Here is a 20,542-nt window from a genome sequence, read left to right as displayed (position 1 = left end):
GGTGTGGCATGGATTTTCATCATTCATCAAACAATATTCTCGACACCATTGCGATGATCGAGAAGTATCGGCTGGATATTCGCACGGTCACCATGGGGATTTCCCTGCTGGGGTGCATGCGGTCTGCGACGAAGGACACTTGCACTGCGGTGTATGACACGATCACGCGCCGGGCGGAGCACCTGGTGTCGGAGTGTGAGAAGATTGAGCGGGAATTGGGGATTCCCATTGTGAATAAGCGGATTTCGGTGACCCCGGTGGCGTTGATAGCTTCCCGGGAGCATGAGTTGGTTGCCCACGCGTTGGATGAGGCGGCGAAGGCTGTGGGGGTGAATTTCATTGGTGGGTATTCCGCCCTGGTGGAGAAGGGCATGTCGGAGAGTGACAGCCGGTTGATTGCGTCCATTCCGGAGGCGTTGGCGTCGACGGATGTGGTGTGTTCGTCGGTGAATATTGGTTCGTCCCGGGCCGGTATCAATATGGATGCGGTGCGCACCATGGGGGAGGTTATTAAGCAGGCGGCCGAGTTGACGAAGGATCAGGGGGCGATTGGGTGCGCCAAGCTGGTGGTGTTCGCCAATGCGGTGGGCGATAACCCGTTTATGGCGGGGGCGTTCCATGGGGTGGAGGAGCCGGATTGTGTGGTGTCGGTGGGGGTTTCCGGCCCGGGCGTGGTGGATCGGGCGTTGGGGTCCCTGGCGGGGGCCAGCCTGGATGAGGTGGCGGAGGCGATCAAGAAGGCGGCGTTTAAGATTACGCGGGCCGGCCAGTTGGTGGGCACCATGGCGTCCCAGCGGCTTCAGGTGCCGTTTGGGATTGTGGATTTGTCCCTGGCGCCGACCGCCGAATTGGGGGATTCGGTGGCGCACATCATGGAGCACATGGGGTTGTCGCAGGTGGGGACGCATGGGACGACCGCGGCGTTGGCGCTGCTTAATGATGCGGTGAAGAAGGGCGGCATGATGGCGTGTTCCCGGGTTGGGGGTTTGTCGGGGTCGTTCATTCCGGTGTCGGAGGATAAAGGCATGATCGATGCGGTGCGGGCCGGCACTATGAGCGTCGATAAGCTAGAGGCCATGACCGCTATTTGTTCGGTGGGGTTAGACATGGTGGCCATACCTGGGGACACGTCGGCGGAGCTTATTGCGGGCATGATTGCGGACGAGGCTGCGATTGGGGTGATGAACCATAAAACCACGGCGGTGCGGGTCATTCCGGTTCCCGGCATGGGTCCGGGCGACCAGGTGGATTTCGGGGGGTTGCTCGGCTACGCCCCCATCATTCCGGTGTCCACTGTGGATAACTCGGAGTTTATTCGCCGCGGGGGGTTCATTCCTGCCCCGGTGCACGGTTTCCGCAACTAAGGAACCATAGTGGCCCGATGACCGGCACAAGTGTTGCTAGAAACCATGCGCGTTTGTGCCGGTTTGGCCGGTGGTAGAGGAAATGCCAGGCGGCGAGCTTGAGGGTGATGTCTGCTGCGATAATGATCTTTTTCACGATAGTTCCACGATCTCCATGTAGTCGTCGCTCCATAAGTCCTCATCCCCGTCCGGGAGGATAATCACCCGTTCCGGTTCGAGGGCCCGCACCGCGCCGGGGTCGTGGGTGACCAGGACGACTGCGCCAGTGTAGGTGCGGAGGGCTTGGAGTACTTGTTCCCGGGAGATGGGGTCGAGGTTGTTTGTGGGCTCGTCGAGCAGTAACACGTTTGCCCGGGATGATACCAGGGCGGCGAGTGCCAGGCGGGTTTTCTCCCCACCGGATAGGGTGCCGGCCGGTTGTTGGAGTTGTTCCCCGGAGAACAGGAATGCGCCCAGTAGACTCCGCAGGTCTTGTTCGACGGCGTCGGGGCAGGCGGCGATGGTGTTTTCCCACACGGTTTTGTTCGGGTCAATGGTGTTGTGTTCCTGGGCGAAATAGCCGATTTTCAGCCCGTGCCCGGTCACGATGCCGCCCGCCCCGTCGGTGTGCTCCTCCCCCGCCAGGAGTCGCAGCAGGGTGGTTTTTCCGGCACCGTTAAAGCCCAGCACTACCACGCGGGATTGCTTATCGACGGCTAAATCCACCCCGGCGAACACCTCCAGGGAGCCGTACGTTTTCGTCAACCCGGTGGCCTGCAAGGGGGTTTTCCCGCAGGGAGCGGGGGTGGGGAAAGAAATGTGGGCCACCCGGTCCTTTTGGCGGACCTTGTCCGCGGAGCCCACCAGCCGGTCGGCGCGGGCCAGCATTTGTTTAGCAGCCGCCGCTTTTGTGGCCTTCGCCCCGAACCGGGCCGCCTGTTCCTTCAGGGCGGCCGCTTTTTTCTCGGCGTTGGCGCGCTCCCGCCGGCGGCGGGCCTCATCGGCGGCGCGGGCCTCCAGGTAGCGTCGATAGCCCATGTTGTACACATCCACCTCGGCGCGCACCGCGTCCAGGAACCAAATCTTATTGCACACCGCGGCGAGCAGTTTCACGTCGTGGCTGATGAGGACCAGCCCGCCTTCATGTTTGGCTAAAAACTCCCGCAGCCACATGATGGAGTCCGCATCCAGGTGGTTTGTGGGCTCGTCCAGCAGGAGGGTGGTGGTGGATTTCCCGGAACCGGCGGAGGCTGCGAACAGGATTTGGGCCAGCTCCACCCGGCGCCGCTGGCCCCCGGATAGGGTTTTTAGCGGCTGGTCCAGCACCCGGGCCGGCAGTCCTAGGGTGTCGCAGATTTGGGCGGCTTCCGCGTTGCCTTCGTAGCCGCCGAGGGAATGGTAGCGTTCTTCCAGGCGGGCGTATTTTTTGATTGCCTGGTCGCGGCGGCGGGGGTCCTCGGTGGTTTCCATGATTTCCTGCTGCCGGTCCATGTTCCGCATGATGGTGTCTAGGCCGCGGGCGGAGAGAACTCGGTCCCGGGCGGTTTGTTCCAGGTTTCCTTCCCGGGAATCCTGGGGTAGGTAACCAATCTCCCCGGAGCGGGTGACCGAGCCGCCGTAGGGTTCGGTTTCGCCCGCCAGTATGCGCATGGTGGTGGTTTTTCCGGCGCCGTTGCGACCCACCAGGCCAATGCGGTCACCGGGTTGGACTCGGAGCTGTTGTTTAGGGGCGGTTAGGAGGGTCCTGGCGCCCACCCGAACTTCAAAGTCATTGGTCACGATCACAAGCGAAAATACTAGCACCCTGTGGTGACGGGCAGTTAATGATATACCTTTTAGGCAAAAAGTCAAGTGGTAGCAGAATAAAAAACCAGCCTGTGGATAACTTTGGCCAGTTTTCTGTGCCTGGGCTTAACAATCCACAGGTTTTCGTTGGGGTGGTTGCGTAGCCGGGATGCTTCGGCTTAGCTGGAGTTATGAGCCCCATACAGCAGATTTTGCAGCGCAGAGCGGCGGAAGACTCCGCCCTCCTGTTGCATATCGCTTCCGAGAAACCGTCGGCAAGCGACCTTGCCGCGTGGGGCCGTATCACCCTCAAGCGGGCCCGCCGCATGCTTTGGGTTGTGAAGGTGCTTGGCAGGGCGCTACTCACGAAGCTTACCAGCCGCCACCTCAGCTACGACGAAATCGACATCATTGCTTCCGGGCTGAATAAACTCACCGGCACCGACACAGACCGGGTGAAACTCGTGGATGATTTCTGCGAGCAGGCCGCCAAGGTGCTCCCCCACGAGCTGGAGCAGCACGTGAAGCAAACCGTGGCGACCCTCACCGCGCACCGGAACCATCCCCGGCTTGCCTTCAATAAGACCGCGGACGCCAACAACCACCTTTACTTCCAAGGTGCCGGCCCTGCCGAACTGGTGGCTGCGGTAGAAACTGAGCTGGTAGCCACCGCCAATGCGCTGCGCACCGACAACATGAAGTTCTCGGAAGCAATGTTCCACGCCCTGGTGCGGAAAGTCCTCCACCCTTCCGGGAAAACCACCGACCCATTCCTCCCCTACCGTAACTGCTATGTGATTGTGCTGGATCCCACCCTGCGCTACCATGCTGATGGCAAAGTCATGACCACCACGGGCGCGCTTGTCGACGTCAAAGACCTCGTCAACCAGGAGCTGCAACCCTACGGCTATGCGGTCGCCTACGCCCTGAGCACCGGGGGCGACTACGAGCACGTCGGTACCTATGGGGTGCAGCGCTTCTTCAACCAGCATCAGCGTTTCGTCGGTTCCCTGGAGCACCCCATTTGCGCCTATCCCGGGTGTGACCGTCCGGCAAAAACCTGCCAGGCCCACCATGTGCAGGCTGCGGCCCTGGGCGGGCCTACCCTCCTGTCGAATTATGCGCCACTATGCGCGGTGCATAATGGCCAGAACGATGACGACCCCAGCAAACCACCCAAAAACGGTCGGATCGAATTTGACCCAGCCACCCGAGTTCCGGGACTACGTAGGTTTCCCGGGGACCCATTGCGGTACAACCTCAACCCAGTCACGATAAAAGGAATCCGCAGATATTTAGCATATCTGCGGGGTGAAGGGTACGCGGCTTCCTTCCGGGACTAAACGTTGAAGCCGAGGGCGCGCAATTGTTCCCGCCCTTCCTCGGTGATCATGTTCGGCCCCCACGGGGGCATCCACACCCAGTCCAGTGTGAGGTTTTCCACCACGCCGCTGCCCACCACGGCTTCCTGCGCCTGCTCTTCCAGCACGTCGGTGAGCGGGCAAGCAGGGCTGGTCAGGGTCATCTCAATGTGCGCGTCCACACCGTTTTCGATCCAAATGCTGTAAACCAACCCCAGGTCTACGACGTTGATGCCTAATTCGGGGTCGATAACGTCCCGCATGCACTCCTCAACCTCGTCCCGCTTCCGCTTGTCTTCCGGGGTTTGTTCCGGAATGTCCGCCAGGTCGGTGCGGGTTGGGATGCCGTTTTCCTCTGTCATTCCTGTTCCTCCATCGATTCCGCCGCCGCTGCCTGGAATGCTTTCCAGCCCAGCAGGGCGCATTTCACACGTGCCGGGTATTGTGACACCCCACTGAAGGCGATGCCGTCCCCGATTATTTCGTCGTCACCCGCGTAGTGGCCGCGGGAGGTGATCATTTTTTCAAATTCCGCCAGCTTGTCCAGCGCTTCCGGCAGGGGCTTGCCGACGATTTCCTCCGCCATCACGGACACGGACGCTTGGGAGATGGAACAGCCGGTAGCTTCATAGGACACATCAACCACGGTCTGTTTATCGTCGGAAAGCTTCACCCGGAGGGTGAGTTCGTCGCCGCAGGAAGGGTTCACATGGTGCACTTCGGCATCAAAGGGAGCCTTCAGCCCTGCGTGCGTGGGATTCTTGTAGTGGTCCAGGATGACTTCCTGGTACATGGATTCAAGGTTCACGTTCAGACCAATCCTAATGCACTCCGAAAAATTCCCGGGCGGCCCGCACCGCCGACGCTAACGCATCCACTTCCGGGAAAGTGTTGTAGAAGTAGAACGATGCACGGGCGGTGGATTGCACTCCTAGACTCCGGTGGATGGGCCAGGCACAATGGTGCCCTACCCGGATGCTCACGCCGTGGTCGTCGAGGACCTGGCCGAGGTCGTGCGGGTGGATGCCGTCGACAAGGAAGCTAATGGCGGCACCCCGCGCGTCGGCGGTGGTGGGGCCCACGATCGTCACTCCGGGAATTTCCTGGAGCTTTTCCAACGCGTAGGCGGTCAGTCGGTGTTCGTGCTCGGCAATGTTCGCCATGCCGATTTCCCGGAGGAACCCGACTGCCGCGCCCAAGCCCACAACCTGGCTGGTCATTTGGGTGCCGGCCTCAAAACGTTGCGGTGGGGGCGCGAAGGTGCTTTTGTCCATTGTCACGATTTCGATCATGGATCCGCCGGTCAAAAACGGGGGCAGTTGCGCCAGCCGCTCCGCCTTCCCGTAGAGCGCCCCCACCCCGGTGGGTCCGCACATTTTATGGCCGGAGAATGCCGCGAAGTCCACATCCAGGGCGTGGAAATCCACCGGCATGTGCGGTACGGACTGGCAGGCGTCCAACACCACCAGGGCGCCTACCGCGCGGGCTCGTGCCACCAGGGTTGGCACATCCGTAACCGCCCCGGTCACATTCGACTGGTGGGTGAACGCTACCACTTTCACAGTGTCGTCCAATTCCAGGGAATCCATGTCGATACGGCCGTCTTCGGTGGTGGTATACCATTTCAGTGTCGCACCGGTGCGGCGGCATAGCTCCTGCCACGGCACCAGGTTTGCGTGGTGCTCCAGCTCCGTGACCACAACGGTGTCCCCCGCCGTGAGCTGATCACCCAGCGTGTACGCCACCAGGTTCAGTGCTTCGGTGGCATTTTTGGTGAACGCGATCTCCTCGTCGGCCGCACCCACAAACGCTGCAATGTCGGCGCGGGCCTGTTCGTAGGCGTCGGTGGCTTCTTCCGCCAACTGGTATGCGCCCCGATGCACTGGGGCGTTATGGCCGAGTACGAAGTCTTCCTCCGCCCGCCACACCCGCAGTGGCCGCTGGCTGGTCGCCCCGGAATCGAGGTACACCAGGGGTTTATTCCCCCGGACGGTGCGGGACAGGATGGGGAATTCCGCGCGGATGGCTGCCTCGTTGAGTGTGCCATCTGGGTTATGAAAACTAGTCATAATTTCTCGGAAGGGTTAGGCAAGGAACCGGTCGTATCCGTGCTCTTCCAGCTCGTCGGCCAATTCGGCACCGCCGGAGGTCACAATCTTGCCGTCGGCGAACACGTGCACGAAGTCGGGTTTCACATAGTTGAGGATCCGCTTGTAGTGGGTAATCATGATGATCCCACCACCGGTTTCTTTCTGATAGTTGTTAATGCCTTCGGAAACAATGCGGAGCGCATCCACGTCCAGCCCGGAGTCGGTCTCATCCATGACCGCAAATTTTGGTTTCAGCAAATCCAGCTGCAGCACTTCGTGCCGTTTCTTCTCACCCCCGGAGAAGCCTTCGTTGACGGACCGTTCCGAGAATGCTTTGTCAATGTGCAGCCGGTTTTGGGCTTCTTTTACTTCTTTCACCCATTCCCGGAGTTTCGGGGCTTCTCCCCGCACCGCGGTGGCGGCGCTACGCAGGAAGTTCGCCATTGACACTCCGGGGATTTCGGTGGGGTATTGCATTGCCAGGAACAGCCCGGCGCGGGCGCGCTCGTCAACATCCATTTCGAGCAGGTTTTCGCCGTCGAGGAGGACTTCCCCGTCGGTGATTTCGTAGCGGGGGTGGCCGGCCAGGGTGTAGGCGAGGGTGGATTTCCCGGAACCATTGGGGCCCATGATGGCGTGGATTTCCCCGGATTTGATGGTGAGGTCCACGCCTTTCAGGATGGGTTTCGGTTCGGAGTTTTCGTCGTTGGGGATGACTTGGGCGTGAAGGTTACGGATTTCAAGTGTGCTCATGTGTGTTCCTATGTGTGCTGTTGGAGGGCTTCTAGTTCGGCGGCAACCCGGTTTTCCAGGTCTTCCCGGATGGCGGCCACGGGGATGCGGCCGATGACTTCGGAGAAGAATCCGCGGACGATGAGTCGTCGGGCTTCTTCCGGGGGGATGCCGCGGGCCCGCAGGTAGAATTCTTGTTCATCGTCGAAGCGGCCGACGGTGGCGGCATGGCCGGCGCCGATGATTTCGCCGGTTTCGATTTCTAGATTGGGTACGGCGTCGGCGCGGGCGCCTTCGGTGAGTACGAGGTTACGGTTTGCTTCGTACGTGTCGGTGCCTTGCGCGTTGGCGCGGATGAGCACGTCCCCCACCCAGGCGGTGCGGGCTTCTGGTTTCTTGGAAGAGGGGTCGGCTTGGAGGGCGCCTTTGTAGAGTACGTTGCTGCGGCAGTTGGGTACCGCATGGTCGACGAGGAGGCGTTGTTCGAAGAATTGGCCGTCGTCGGCGAAGTACACGCCGAGGAGTTCCGCGTCGCCGCCGGGGCCGGTGAATCGGACTCGGGGGATGATGCGTACCACGTTGCCGCCGAAGAGGGCTACCGAGTGCCGGAGGGTGCTGTCGCGCCCGAGGATGGCGGTGTGCCCGGAAAGGTGGATGGCGTCGTCGTCCCAGGAGGCGTCGGTGATAACGGTGAGTTTCGCGTTGTCGCCGATGACGAATTCCACATTGTCGGCGTGGGTGCCGTTGCCTTGGTAGTGCAGGTTAACGACGGCCTCGGCACCTTCTTCTACTTCAACGACGATGTGGGCGAAGGTGGTGTGGCCTGCGCCCGCCCCGGTGGTGGTGATTTGTACCGGTTCGTTGGTGACCGTGCCGGCGGCAAATTTCACATAGTGGGCTTCCTGGGCGGAGGTGAAGGCTTGGGCCCCTACCCGGTCGACGGGGGCGGCGCTGCGGCCCACCCGAGGGTCGGTTTTGGAAATTTTCTCGGAAGAGGTTCCGGTGATTTCCACGTTTTCTGCTGTTTGGGCCGGGAAGGTGCCGTTGTGGAGCCCGTTCAGGCGTCGTAAAGGCACGAAGCGCCAGACTTCGTCTTTGCCGTGGGGAATGTCGAAGTCGTCCACGTTGAAGGAGGTGAATAGGTCGCCTTTGGTGTTGTGGACTGTTGCGTTTTTTACAGTTTCAGCCATGGTGGTTACCCCACCGATCCTTCCATTTGCAGTTCGATCAGCCGGTTGAGTTCTAGGGCGTATTCCATGGGGAGTTCTTTGGCGATGGGTTCGACGAATCCGCGGACGATCATGGCCATGGCTTCGTCTTCTTTAATGCCGCGGGACATGAGGTAGAACAGTTGTTCTTCCGAGACTTGGGAGACGGTGGCTTCGTGCCCGAGGGACACGTGGTCGTTACGGATGTCGTTGTAGGGGTAGGTGTCGGTGCGGGAAATGCTGTCGACGAGGAGGGCGTCGCATTCCACGTTGGAGGTGGAGTGGTGGGCGTTTGCGTTGATGCGCACCAAGCCCCGGTAGGCGGCGCGGCCCCCGCCGCGGGCCACGGATTTCGACACAATGTTGGAGGAGGTGTGGGGGGCCATGTGCACCATTTTTGCCCCAGTGTCTTGGAATTGGCCTTCGCCAGCAAACGCCACGGAAAGCACTTCGCCTTTGGCGTGGGGGCCGGTCATCCACACGGCGGGGTATTTCATGCTGACTTTGGAGCCGATATTGCCGTCCACCCATTCCATGGTGGCGCCTTCTTCGCATTTGGTGCGTTTCGTCACCAGGTTGTAGACGTTGTTAGACCAGTTTTGGATGGTGGTGTAGCGGCACCGGCCGCCTTTTTTCACAATGATTTCCACCACTGCGGAGTGGAGGGAGTCGGTTTTGTAGATGGGGGCGGTGCAGCCTTCCACATAGTGGACGTAGGCGTCTTCGTCCACGATGATGAGGGTGCGTTCGAATTGGCCCATGTTTTCCGTGTTGATGCGGAAGTACGCCTGGAGGGGGATTTCCACGTGGACGCCTTTGGGGACGTAGACGAAGGATCCGCCGGACCACACTGCGGTGTTGAGGGCGGCGAATTTGTTGTCCCCGGGTGGGATGATGGTGCCGAAGTATTCCTGGACCAGGTCTGGGTGTTCTTTCAGCGCAGTGTCGGTGTCGAGAAAGATGACGCCTTGCCGTTCGAGGTCTTCCCGGATTTGGTGGTAGACGACTTCGGATTCGTATTGGGCTGCAACACCGGCGACGAGGCGTTGTTTTTCCGCCTCGGGGATGCCGAGCCGATCGTAGGTGTGTTTAATGTCTTCCGGGAGTTCTTCCCAGCTTTCGGCTTGTTTTTCGGTGGATCGGACGAAGTATTTAATGTTGTCGAAGTCGATTTCGGAAAGGTCGGCTCCCCAGGTGGGTAGGGGTTTTTTCTCAAAGAGGCTTAAGGCTTTGAGCCGGTGTTCGAGCATCCATTCGGGCTCGTTTTTTTTGGCGGAGATGTCGCGGACGACTTCTTCGCTGAGGCCGCGGCGGGCTTTTTGGCCGGCTTCATCGGAGTCGTGCCAACCGTAGTTGTAGGGGCCAATTGATTCGATGATCTCGTCGTCGGTTGCCGGTTGAGTCATGAATCGCTCCTTTCGTTGGGGGTGAGAGGAATGTTGGTGGTGCACACGTCGTTGCCGTTGGCAATGGATGCGAGCGGTTGGACGTGTTGGCCTAAGAGTGCGGCGATTACTTCGTGTTCGGCCTCGCATAATTCGGGGAATTGTGCGGCGACTTCCGCTATGGGGCAGTGATGTTGGCAGATTTGCAGGCTGTGGTTGGCGCTGGCGATGGTGGCCGCGTATCCGTTGCGGCTGAGTGCGTCGACAAGCGCGTGGGCGGCGTGCTCTATGGTGTCGTCGTCTCGCTTGTCGACGTCGGACACCAGGTCGCGGGCTCGTTTGCGGGCGAATGCTTTGACCGCCTCGTCGCCCCCGGTTTCCCGGAGAGTTGCTAGTGCTTGTGCTGCCAGGGAATCGTAGTCGTGGCCGAAGAGGGCTCGCCCTTGGGGGGTGAGCCGAAACGCCTTGGCCGGCCGGCCGCGACCGCCGCTGGGTTTTTTCGTTGTTACCAGCTCCGCGTATTCGTCGTCGATCAAGGCGTCGAGGTGGCGGCGGATACCGGCGGCTGATAGTCCAAGAGTGTGGGCCAGTTGTGTGGCGGTTATGGTGCCCGCCCGCAGCATGGTCAGCATGATGAGGCGCCGAGTTTCCCCTTCCGTGGATCGGTGGGTCATGGAACGTACACCTCCTTCAAAACTCTTTAAGACAACACTAGTGTTCCCTAAATCGGCACTAGTTACAAGCTGCATTTTTCATCACTGCCACTAGCAGGATTATTTAGGACACCCTTTGCACGTGATGTGTGGGGAAGCCATTACAATCGGCTGCTATGACGAGTCGACGCGTAGCCTGGTGGAATCATTTCCGGACGATCTTTCCCCGTTTCGGCAAGGCCGGGTCGCGTTCGGCATTATTACATAACCCGGATGCGGAGTATCGGCACGCATCGCTGCTGGTGACGACCGCCACCGGGGTGGATTTGATTTCCCCGAACCGGGATGGGAGTGTGCGGGTTTCGGGCCCGGACCGGTCCCGCAGTAACCCGTACCAGCTGCCCACGCTCACGTTTTCGGAGCTGCGGCGGTTTGCGTTTTTACGGTGGTTGGGCACGTTGGGGGCGTTGTTGTTGGGGTTTGGTGGGTTGGGGGCCGGGGCGATGCCGGTGATGAATAACCCGTATGAGGATTTTCCCGGAGGGGCGCTTATCACCCGGATGCTGCAAACATCTACGGCATTGTGTTTCATTGGTATTGGCCTGATTGTGGTGGCGTGGCTGGTCATGGCCCCGTTTACGGGGGTGACGTTGCGGCATGGGCGGCCGCACACCGGGGTGTTGAGCATGTCGATGATTCGGCGGACATTTGTGGCGTGGACGTTGCCGATTGTGGTGGGTGCGCCGCTGTTTACGCAGGATATTTATTCGTATTTGGCGAATGGGTCGATTGTGGTGCAGGGGTTGGACCCGTATTCGGCGGGGCCTATTGATTTATTGGGGACGGAGAATCTGCTGGCCCGGTCGGTGCCGTTGATTTGGGCGCATTCGCCTAGCCCGTATGGGCCGGTGGCGTTGGGGGCGGCGGCGGCGATTAGTTGGGTGACGAACGACAGTGTGGTGGCTGGGGTGTTTGCGCACCGGCTGTTGGCGTTGGGGTGTGTGGCGCTCATTGGGTGGGCGGTGGTGCAGTTGGCCCGCCGGTGCGGGGTGATTCCGCAGGCAGCGGTGTGGTTGGGGGTGCTGAACCCGTTGACGATTCTGCATTTGGTGGGTGGGATCCATAATGAGGCGATTTTGTTGGGGTTGCTGCTGGTGGGGGTGGAGTTGGGGTTGCGGGGGGCGGATCGGGTGCGGCTGGATTTGGTGGGCCAGGGGGTGTGGTTGATTGCGGCGAGCGGGTTTTTGATGAGTTGCGCGGGCATGGTGAAGGTGACGGGGTTTGTGGGGTTGGGGTTTACCGGCATGGCGGTGGCCCGGGTGATTCGGCAGCCCCGGCTGGTGGCGATCGGGTTGGCGGTGGCGGCGCAGGTGCTGGTGTTGGTGTTGTCGGTGGTGGTGGTGACGTGGGTGACGGGCATTGGGGTGGGGTGGATTAGTGGCCAGGGTGGGGCGACGACGATTCGGAGCTGGCTGAGTTTCACCACGGCGATTGGGGTGTCGTTCGGGTGGATTGGGCAAATGTTGAAGTTGGGGGATCACACTGAGGCGATTTTGTTGGTGACCCGGTCGGTGGGGGTGCTCATTGCGGGCTGGTTGATGGTGCGCATGTTGTTGGCCACCTATTTGGGCCGGATTTCCCCGGTGGGGGCGTTGGGGGTGTCAACGTTTGTGATGGTGTGTTTTTTCCGGTGGTGCACCCGTGGTATGCGCTGTGGGCGATTTTGCCGTTGTCAGCCTGGGCGAATCGGCCGTTTTTCCGCACCACGGTGGTGGTGTACAGCACAATTTTGTCGTTTTTCGTGCTGCCACGGGGGTTGGGGTTGGTGCCGGGCACAGTAGTGTGGATTTATGTGGCCGCGGTGATAGGTTTCGCCACGATTCTGGGGGTTTCTTATGTCATTTTGAAGCGGCGTGGGGTCATTGGCCTAAACTAGGTCTTCGTGAGTTTTCCCTACGCACTTGAGCTTGTCGACGTCGTCAAGCGGTTTGGCGACCATACTGCTGTCGATAATGTGAGTTTCACGGTGGAAACCGGCACGATCATGGCCTTGTTGGGGCCGAATGGTGCCGGGAAGACCACCACGATTGAAATGTGTGAGGGGTTTCAGCGCCCGGATTCCGGGAAGATTTCGGTGTTGGGCATGAGCCCGGCCACCGAACCGGATAAGGTGCGCGCCCAGGTGGGGATCATGCTGCAGGATTCGGGGTCGTATTCGGGGATTCGGGTGCGGGAAATGCTGGAGCTCACGGCAAGCTACAGCCGGGACCCGCTAGCACCCGACTGGTTGCTGGAATTATTCGGGTTGCAGAATGTGCAACGCACCACCTACCGGCGGTTGTCTGGGGGTCAGAAGCAGCGGCTGAATTTGGCGGTGGCGCTGATTTCCCGGCCCCGCCTGGTGTTTGTGGATGAGCCAACCGCGGGCATGGACGCCCAGTCCCGGCTTCTGGTGTGGGACCTGCTGCGGGCCCTACGGTCGGATGGGGTGACGGTGATTTTGACCACCCATTTGATGGATGAGGCCCAGGCGTTGGCGGATCGGGTGACCATTGTGGACCGCGGCCGGGTGGTGGCCCAGGGCACCCCAGCGGAGTTGCAGGCGGCCACCGCCACCACGATCCATTTCGAAACCGATGGGGATGTGGACTTGTCCCGGGGCGAGTGGCAGAAGTTGGGGGTGTCGGCCACGAAACCCCGCACCTACGTGTTGCACACCACACCCCGGCCGGAGGTCGTCGCAAAGCTGGCGCAACAGGCGGCGGCGGATGGGGTGCTCATCACCCACCTTGACACGCATGCCCGCAGCCTGGAAGATGCATTTTTGGACATTACCGGCCGTACTTTAAGGAGCTAACATGACGTTTCCCGCCGGCACTTTCCGCCCCGACCCGCACCGCGCTAGCACCCGCACCATGCTGCGCGCCCAGGCCATCATTGAGGCGAAACTGTTTCTCCGCCATGGCGAGCAGCTGCTGCTGAGTTTCATTATCCCGGTGTGCATGCTGGTGGCGATCACGCTCCTGCCGGTCATAGAGCAGGACGATCCCATGCGGGTGGGGTTCCCCATTGTGCTGGCGGTGGCCGCCATGAGTTCGGGGTTTACCGGGGAGGCGATTTCGCTCGCGTTCGACCGCCGCTATGGGGCGCTGAAACGCACCGGCGCTTCCGGGGTGCCGGCGGGCATTATCATTGTGGGGAAAATCCTCGGGCTGGTGGCGGTGGCCATCATCCAAATCATTGTGCTCACCACCATTGCCCTGCTGCTGGGCTGGTCCCCCACCCCGGAAGGGATTCTCACCGGCGTGCTAGTGTTCCTCACCGGCATTACCGCGTTCACTTCGCTAGGCATGCTCATGGGCGGCACACTGTCGTCAGAGCTCGTCCTCGGGTTTGCGAACCTCATATGGGTGCTGCTGGCCGGCGGGGCCAGCTACCTGCTGGTGAACCACGACACGTTCCCCCCGATCCTCACCGCGGTGCCGTCCGTCGCCCTGGCCAGTGGCCTGCTGGATAGTTTCGACGGGATTTTTCCCGGAATGGCCCTCATATCGCTCGCCGGGTGGACCATCATTGGGGTGACGGCGGCCACCCGGTGGTTTAAATTCGCCGACTGATGGCCTGGCTTCTTCACCCCCGGGGTGGGAAGGTACTATAAGTGCCGTGCCAACCAAGTTACTTTCTAAATTTACGCTGGTGCCGACCGTGGCATTGCAGCGAAGGCTTGCTCTTTTACTTCTCGTATCGCAGGGCGGCATCACCGTCACCGGGTCAATTGTTCGGGTAACCGGCTCTGGTTTGGGCTGCTCCACCTGGCCGAACTGTCAGGAGGGGTCGCTGGTGCCGGTGCAGGGGGCGGCGCCGGCGGTACACCAGGCAATCGAGTTCGGCAACCGGCTGCTCACGTTTGTGCTGGTCGCGTTCGTGGTGGCGGTGTATGTGGCGGTGCGTGCGGCACACCGGCGGCGGGAAATCATCATGCACGCCCTCATCCAAGGGTTGGGTATTGTGGCGCAGGCGGTCATTGGCGGCATTTCGGTGTGGCTGCAATTGGCCTGGTGGTCGGTGGCATTGCATTTCCTGCCGTCCATGCTGCTGGTGTGGTTGGCGGCCATCCTGTATTTACGGATTGGGGAGCCGGACGATGCCGTCCCCGCCCGCACCTACAGTTCCGGGCTGCGCCTGCTGGGGGCGGTATTTGCCGCGGGCATCGCCCTGGTGCTCACCACGGGTACCCTGGTGACGGGCGCGGGCCAGCATTCGGGCGACGCGGCTGTCGGGGAGGACAGTCGACTGCAGGTGCCCCTGGAATTGATTGCGCACGTTCATGCGTGGGTGTTGTATGCCTCGCTGGCGATCCTGGTGGTGTTGGTGGTGCTGCTGCGCCGGTCGGGGGCGCCGGCGGCGGTGCAGAAAACCGGTTGGGCCCTAGTCGGCATCATTGTGGTGCAAGCCCTGGTGGGGATCGCCCAGTTCCGGCTGGGGGTGCCCAGGTGGTCGATTCCGATCCACGTGTGTTTGAGCTCGGTGATTGTGGCAGTGTCGTCGCTGCTGTACGCCCAGGGTTGGGCGCGGCCTGCCTTGGATCAGGATCCGCGGCACACCACCGGGTCGCCGTCGGGGGACGGCATGTATGGGTTCGCCTGAGTTTCGGGCAGCAGCCCGGCAAGCTGGTGCGGTGTGGGCGGGGTTTTTCGCCATGGCGCTCGGCTTGGGCATTGTCGTGGTGCAGGCCGGTCTGCCCTGGTGGGTGGCGCCCATGCTGTCCGGGTTGGTGTATGCGGGCAGCATGGAGTTCATTATGATCGGCCTGCTCACCGGCGGGGCGTCGTGGGGAACGATCGCGGTCACCACGTTTTTCACGAATTCGCGCCACATATTTTACGGGCTCACCTATCCCCTGCACGCGGTTCGGGGCTGGTGGGCGCGGGCGTACGCGGTATTCACGCTTGCCGACGAAACATATGCGCTGGTGTCGGCATTGCCTGCCGACGCCCGAACCTCCCGGCGGATCCTCACCATCACGGCGGGACTGCACCTGCACTGGTTGGCGGGCTCAACCGTGGGGGCGGTGTTCGCCTCCCACATGTTAGGCACCATTCCCGGGCTGGACTTCATCCTAGTGGGATTATTCGCGGTGCTCGCCATGGATGTGCTGGCCCAATCCCGGGATGTTAGCACCGCGGGGTTGGCTGCCGCATGCGCGGCGGTGGGGTTGGTGGCGGCACCCCACCACATGCTGCTCGTCGCCATGACCCTCTTCGCGGTGCTGTTGGGAATCAGGTACCGGCTATGAGCACGTGGTATGTGGTTGGGGGAATCATCGTGGCCATGGTGGTGACGTTTTTCACCCGGGTGATCCCGTTCCCGCTGCAAACCCGCCTGGCCAATAGTGGGTTTCTGCGGGAGTTTTCCCGGTGGATGCCGCTGGGGGCAATGGTGATCCTCTTCGTCTACGCCTGTAGCACCATCCCCGCGGGCCGGTGGCTACCATACGTGGTGGCGCTGGCGGTGACCATGATTATGCACTGGTGGCGGCGAAATGTGCTGCTGTCGATCATGGTCGGCACCGGGGTGTGCGTGGGATTGTCACTGCTACAAGTAGGCGCCTAGGGTGGGTAATCCCATCACGGCGTCAATGGATAGGCCAACAAACAGCAACGCCAGGTAGTTATTGGAGAGAATAAACAGTTTCAGGGGTTTCACCTTGCCGCCGTTTTTCACCCCCCGGTGCAGCACAATGGCCGTGGTGAGAAACCACACACCGGTGACCACGGCGGTAACCGCGTACACCATGCCGGCGGCCGGTATCAGAAACAGGGGGGTGATGACCGTGGCGACGGTGTACCACACGATTTGGCGAGTGACCTGCACCGGGGTGCGAACCACTGGCAGCATGGGCACACCGGCGGCCGCATAGTCCTCCTTGTACTTCATGGCCAGCGCCCACGTGTGCGGCGGAGTCCAGAAGAAAATAATGAGGAATAACACCACGGCCTGCCACCACTGGTGGGGCATATCCGGGGGAAGATTATCGGTGATGACCGCCCATCCCACGACCACGGGCATGCAGCCCGCCAGCCCACCCCACACAATGTTCATGTGGGTGCGGCGCTTCAAAAACTTTGTGTACACCCGGATATAAAACACGATGGTGAGCATGACAAACCCGGCGGCCAGCAGGGAATGGCACAACAGCCACAACCAGAGGAAACTTACAACGGTGCACACCCACGCAAAAATGGTGGCGTCCCGATTGCTGACGGTGTGTCGAACCAGGGGGCGGGCGCGGGTGCGCCCCATTTTCTGGTCAATATCGGAGTCGGCCACCATGTTGAACGTGTTCGCGGCCGCCGCCCCCAGCCACCCACCAAGCAACGTGAGGAGGATCAGCAAAATGTTGTTTTCCCCACGCTCGGCCTGAAGCATGGCGGGGATGGTGGCAACAAGGAGAAGTTCAATGACCCGCGGTTTTGTCAACGCGATATAGGCCTTGATCGTCTCCACGATGTCCTCCAGCTCAAATAACGGGTGATAAGTAACCTCATTATGGTAGCCGCACCGCCGGGTTTTGCCATAGTCGGGCTTGTTCTGCGCAGTTCAGCACCACATATTTTCGCCGTTACCGCCCGCGACTCCCCCTAAGAGGGTTAAAGTAGAATAGTAATTTTGGTAACTCCACACGTGAAAAAGGACGGAACGTTATAGTGTCTTCCCCCCAGCATTTATCCCCGGAGCTTCAGGCCGCCACCACCCGTGACTACCCCGCCGACTGGTCAGACGCCGACACTAGGGCGGTAGACACCGCCCGCGTCCTGGCCGCCGAAGCGGTCCAAAAATGCGGTTCCGGCCACCCCGGCACCGCCATGTCATTGGCGCCACTGGCCTACACCCTGTTCCAGCGGGTCATGAATGTGGACCCGAACGATACCGAATGGGCAGGCCGCGACCGGTTTGTGCTCTCCCCCGGACACACCTCCCTCACCCTATACGTGCAGCTCTTCCTCGGCGGGTTCGGCCTCACCATGGATGACCTGAAGGCACTGCGCACCTGGGGGTCGCTCACCCCCGGCCACCCAGAATACCGGCACACCAAGGGCATTGAAATCACCACCGGCCCCCTGGGCCAGGGGCTAGCATCCGCGGTGGGCATGGCCATGGCCGCCCGTCGGGAACGGCACCTGTTCGACCCCGACACCCCCGCCGGGGAATCCCCCTTCGACCACTACATTTACGTCATCGCCTCCGACGGTGACATGGAGGAAGGCGTCACCTCCGAAGCATCATCCCTCGCCGGCACGCAACAGCTCGGCAACCTCATCGTGTTCTGGGACGACAACCGGATTTCCATCGAAGAAAACACCCGCATCGCCTTCACCGAAGACGTGATGGCCCGCTACCGGGCCTACGGGTGGCAGGTGCTGGACGTACCCGCCGGGGAAAACGTGACCGCCATCGAACAGGCCGTCGCCGAGGCACAGGCCGACACCACCCGCCCCTCCTTCATCCGGGTGCGGACTGTCATCGGGTTCCCTGCCCCCACCAAGATGAACACCGGTTCGGTGCACGGCGCCGCCCTGGGCGCCGATGAGGTGAAAGCCACCAAGGAAGCACTCGAGTTCGACCCCGAGGTCGACTTCTTCATCGACGACGCGGTGCTCGCCCACACCCGGAAACTCGCCGACCGTGGTGCGGAAAAACATGCGGCATGGCAGAAAAAGGTCGACCAGTGGGCCGCCACCAACCCGGACGGCAAGGCCCTGTTTGACCGGCTCGCCGCCCGGAAACTGCCGGAAGGGTTCGACGCCAACCTGCCCACCTGGGAGGTGGGCGAATCCGTGGCCACCCGGAAAGCCTCCGAAGCCACCCTGCAGGCCCTGGGGAAGACCCTGCCGGAACTGTGGGGCGGCTCCGCCGACCTGGCCGGATCCAACAACACCTTCATCAAGGGCGACCCCTCCTTCGGGCCGGAAGACATCACCACCGAAACCTGGACCACCACCCCAGGCGGCCGCAACCTGCACTTCGGCATTCGGGAACACGCCATGGGCGCCATCATGAACGGCATTGCCCTCCACGGCGGCACCCGCCCCTACGGTGGCACCTTCCTTATCTTCTCCGACTACATGCGGCCAGCAGTCCGGTTGGCCGCCCTCATGCGCACCGATGCCTACTACGTGTGGACCCACGACTCCATCGGCCTGGGCGAAGACGGCCCCACCCACCAGCCGGTCGAACAGCTAGCCGCCCTGCGGGCCATTCCCGGAGTATCAATCATCCGGCCGGCTGACGCCAATGAAACCGCCGCCGCCTGGCGGGCCGCCCTGCTCTACCCCGAATCCCCCAAGGGGTTGGCGCTCAGCCGCCAAAACCTGCCGGTCCTGCCCGGCACCAAAGAACACGCCACCGAAGGGGTGGCCCGTGGTGCCTACGTGCTGGTCGCCGGGTCGAAGCCCGTCCCGGATGTGATTTTGTTGGGCACCGGCTCCGAAGTACAGCTCGCCGTTGAAGCCGCCGAACGCCTGGAACAGGAAGGCATCGCCGCCCGCGTCGTCTCCGTGCCCTGCCTGGACTGGTTCGCCGAACAAGACGCCGACTACCAGGAAGCCGTGCTGCCGCAGGCCGTCACCGCCCGGGTGTCTGTCGAAGCCGGCCTGGCCCTGTCCTGGTGGCGGCTCCTCGGCTCCCACGGCCGCGCCGTGTCCCTGGAACACTTCGGGGCGTCCGCACCGTACCAGAAACTGTTCGAAGAATTCGGCATCACCACCGACGCAGTGGTTGCTGCCGCCCATGACTCCCTCGCCGCGTCGAAAAGCTAGGAAAACACCATGAACGCTATTGATTCCCTCGCCCAAGCAGGTACCGTCACCTGGCTGGATGATCTTTCCCGCGACCGCATCGAAACCGGAAACCTGGCGGACATCATCGCCACCAAATCCGTGGTGGGCGTGACCACAAACCCGGCAATCTTTGCCGCCGCCATGTCCCACGGCACCGCCTACGATGCCCAAATCGCCGAGCTGAAAGCCGCCGGCACCAGCGCCGATCACGCCGTCTACGCCATGAGCATCGCCGATGTGCAGGCCGCCTGCGATCTGTTCGCCGACATTTACGCCGCATCAGGCGGCAAAGACGGGCGGGTCTCCATCGAGGTCGACCCCCGCATCTCGGAAGACACCGACGCCACCCTCGCCCAGGCGAAAGAACTGTGGCGCACCGTCAACCGGCCGAATGTCATGATTAAAATCCCCGCCACCCCCGGCTCCCTGCCCGCGGTGACGGCAGCCCTGGCCGAAGGCATCAGCGTCAACGTCACCCTGATTTTCTCGGTGGTCCGCTACCGGGAAGTCATCAACGCCTTCATCGACGGCATCAACCAGGCGAAAGCCAACGGCAAAGACGTGTCCACCATTCACTCGGTGGCCTCGTTCTTCGTGTCCCGCCTCGACACCGAGGTCGACAAGCGCCTGGCCGCGATCGGCACCGAGGAAGCCCTCGCCCTCCAGGGCAAGGCCGGGGTGGCAAATACCCGCCTCGCCTACGCCGCTTTCCTCGAACACCTGGCCGACGGCACGAAACTGCCGGCCGGCGCCAATGTGCAGCGCCCCCTGTGGGCCTCCACCGGTGTGAAGAACCCAGACTACTCCCCCACCCTGTACGTCACCGAACTCGCCGGGCCGAACACGGTCAACACCATGCCGGAAGCCACCATTGACGCGGTACTGGCGGCAGATAATGTGCACGGCGATACCCTCACCGGCACGAAAGCGGAATCGGAAGCCACCATGGCCGCCCTCACCGCCGCCGGCATTAATTTCGATGATGTGTTCGATACCCTGGAGCGGGAAGGGGTGGAAAAGTTCGTGGCAGCCTGGCAAGACCTGCTCGATTCCATGAACGCCCGCCTCGCCTAACCACATTGCGCCCAGCGCGCAGAAGACCGTCACCAGCCAGGTCTTCTGCGCGCTAAAAAATGTGCTGTTTC

18 protein-coding genes and 1 pseudogene are annotated in these 20,542 nt (G+C 61.6%); 10 read left to right on the top strand and 9 right to left on the bottom strand.

Annotated features, from left to right (window positions below):
* Positions 1-8 precede the first annotated feature (8 nt).
* The gene (locus tag HBA49_RS05710; RefSeq protein WP_005521098.1) at positions 9-1,364 is read left to right on the top strand and encodes a PFL family protein; all 1,356 of its coding nucleotides are present in this window, start codon (positions 9-11) and stop codon (positions 1,362-1,364) included.
* A gap of 132 nt (positions 1,365-1,496) precedes the next feature.
* Here HBA49_RS05710 and HBA49_RS05705 read toward each other — a convergent pair whose 3' ends face one another.
* On the bottom strand, positions 1,497-3,128 hold the full coding sequence (locus HBA49_RS05705) for an ABC-F family ATP-binding cassette domain-containing protein (protein ID WP_040432014.1): 1,632 nt from the start codon (positions 3,126-3,128) through the stop codon (positions 1,497-1,499).
* 191 nt (positions 3,129-3,319) lie between these two features.
* On the opposite strand from HBA49_RS05705, the gene HBA49_RS05700 reads away from it, so the two are divergent.
* Positions 3,320-4,471 (top strand): HNH endonuclease signature motif containing protein, encoded by a 1,152-nt coding sequence (locus HBA49_RS05700; RefSeq protein WP_005526267.1) that lies wholly within the window; start codon positions 3,320-3,322, stop codon positions 4,469-4,471.
* Here the strand turns inward: HBA49_RS05700 and HBA49_RS05695 are convergent.
* From HBA49_RS05695 to HBA49_RS05665, 7 genes are read right to left on the bottom strand one after another with little or no spacing between them, the layout of a single operon-like run.
* Positions 4,468-4,851 carry a metal-sulfur cluster assembly factor gene (locus HBA49_RS05695; protein WP_005521092.1) on the bottom strand — a complete coding sequence of 128 codons (384 nt, stop codon included), beginning with the start codon at positions 4,849-4,851 and terminating at the stop codon, positions 4,468-4,470. The genes HBA49_RS05700 and HBA49_RS05695 overlap by 4 nt on opposite strands.
* On the bottom strand, positions 4,848-5,297 hold the full coding sequence (gene sufU, locus HBA49_RS05690; RefSeq protein ID WP_005525973.1) for a Fe-S cluster assembly sulfur transfer protein SufU: 450 nt from the start codon (positions 5,295-5,297) through the stop codon (positions 4,848-4,850). The genes HBA49_RS05695 and sufU overlap by 4 nt, the downstream gene beginning before the upstream one ends.
* A gap of 13 nt (positions 5,298-5,310) precedes the next feature.
* Entirely contained in the window at positions 5,311-6,558 is a 1,248-nt protein-coding gene (locus tag HBA49_RS05685) for a cysteine desulfurase (RefSeq protein WP_005521089.1), read from the bottom strand.
* Positions 6,559-6,573: 15 nt separating this feature from the next.
* Complete coding sequence (gene sufC, locus HBA49_RS05680) at positions 6,574-7,332, bottom strand: Fe-S cluster assembly ATPase SufC (RefSeq protein ID WP_005521088.1); 759 nt, start codon at positions 7,330-7,332, stop codon at positions 6,574-6,576.
* 8 nt (positions 7,333-7,340) lie between these two features.
* Positions 7,341-8,501, bottom strand: a complete 1,161-nt coding sequence (gene sufD, locus HBA49_RS05675; RefSeq protein ID WP_005526247.1) for a Fe-S cluster assembly protein SufD — start codon at positions 8,499-8,501, stop codon at positions 7,341-7,343.
* Positions 8,502-8,506: 5 nt separating this feature from the next.
* Positions 8,507-9,925 (bottom strand): Fe-S cluster assembly protein SufB, encoded by a 1,419-nt coding sequence (gene sufB / locus HBA49_RS05670; protein ID WP_005521086.1) that lies wholly within the window; start codon positions 9,923-9,925, stop codon positions 8,507-8,509.
* Complete coding sequence (locus HBA49_RS05665; RefSeq protein ID WP_005521085.1) at positions 9,922-10,578, bottom strand: helix-turn-helix transcriptional regulator; 657 nt, start codon at positions 10,576-10,578, stop codon at positions 9,922-9,924. Before HBA49_RS05665 ends, sufB begins: the two co-directional genes overlap by 4 nt.
* A 155-nt stretch (positions 10,579-10,733) precedes the next feature.
* Between HBA49_RS05665 and mptB the strand changes: the two are divergent.
* The 6 genes and pseudogenes from mptB to HBA49_RS05635 all read left to right on the top strand — a co-directional run bounded on the left by mptB (position 10,734) and on the right by HBA49_RS05635 (position 16,170).
* Positions 10,734-12,493 (top strand): annotated as a pseudogene (gene mptB, locus HBA49_RS05660) (polyprenol phosphomannose-dependent alpha 1,6 mannosyltransferase MptB).
* A 6-nt stretch (positions 12,494-12,499) separates the two neighbouring features.
* Positions 12,500-13,414 carry an ABC transporter ATP-binding protein gene (locus tag HBA49_RS05655; protein WP_005525886.1) on the top strand — a complete coding sequence of 305 codons (915 nt, stop codon included), beginning with the start codon at positions 12,500-12,502 and terminating at the stop codon, positions 13,412-13,414.
* Position 13,415: 1 nt separating this feature from the next.
* Positions 13,416-14,174 (top strand): ABC transporter permease, encoded by a 759-nt coding sequence (locus HBA49_RS05650; RefSeq protein WP_005526203.1) that lies wholly within the window; start codon positions 13,416-13,418, stop codon positions 14,172-14,174.
* A gap of 46 nt (positions 14,175-14,220) precedes the next feature.
* Positions 14,221-15,204: a COX15/CtaA family protein gene (locus tag HBA49_RS05645; RefSeq protein WP_005521081.1), complete on the top strand. Its 984-nt coding sequence runs from the start codon at positions 14,221-14,223 to the stop codon at positions 15,202-15,204.
* Positions 15,191-15,853, top strand: coding sequence for an AzlC family ABC transporter permease (locus HBA49_RS05640; RefSeq protein ID WP_005526476.1), 663 nt, complete (start codon positions 15,191-15,193; stop codon positions 15,851-15,853). The genes HBA49_RS05645 and HBA49_RS05640 overlap by 14 nt, the downstream gene beginning before the upstream one ends.
* Positions 15,850-16,170 (top strand): branched-chain amino acid transporter permease, encoded by a 321-nt coding sequence (locus HBA49_RS05635; RefSeq protein ID WP_005526619.1) that lies wholly within the window; start codon positions 15,850-15,852, stop codon positions 16,168-16,170. Before HBA49_RS05640 ends, HBA49_RS05635 begins: the two co-directional genes overlap by 4 nt.
* Here the strand turns inward: HBA49_RS05635 and HBA49_RS05630 are convergent.
* Positions 16,153-17,064 (bottom strand): heme o synthase, encoded by a 912-nt coding sequence (locus HBA49_RS05630; protein WP_005526335.1) that lies wholly within the window; start codon positions 17,062-17,064, stop codon positions 16,153-16,155. The two genes, HBA49_RS05635 and HBA49_RS05630, sit on opposite strands and share 18 nt — an antisense overlap.
* Positions 17,065-17,264: 200 nt before the next feature.
* Between HBA49_RS05630 and tkt the strand changes: the two genes are divergently transcribed.
* Together tkt and tal are read left to right on the top strand one after the other, a co-directional pair.
* Complete coding sequence (gene tkt / locus HBA49_RS05625) at positions 17,265-19,376, top strand: transketolase (protein ID WP_005526051.1); 2,112 nt, start codon at positions 17,265-17,267, stop codon at positions 19,374-19,376.
* Between the two features lie 9 nt (positions 19,377-19,385).
* Complete coding sequence (tal, locus tag HBA49_RS05620; protein ID WP_005526307.1) at positions 19,386-20,471, top strand: transaldolase; 1,086 nt, start codon at positions 19,386-19,388, stop codon at positions 20,469-20,471.
* Positions 20,472-20,542: the final 71 nt, after the last annotated feature.

It is taken from the genome of Corynebacterium matruchotii (assembly GCF_011612265.2).
Classification (GTDB): domain Bacteria; phylum Actinomycetota; class Actinomycetes; order Mycobacteriales; family Mycobacteriaceae; genus Corynebacterium; species Corynebacterium matruchotii.
The sequence above is the reverse complement of the archived record's forward strand: the minus strand, read 5'-3'. Positions and strand labels throughout refer to the sequence as shown.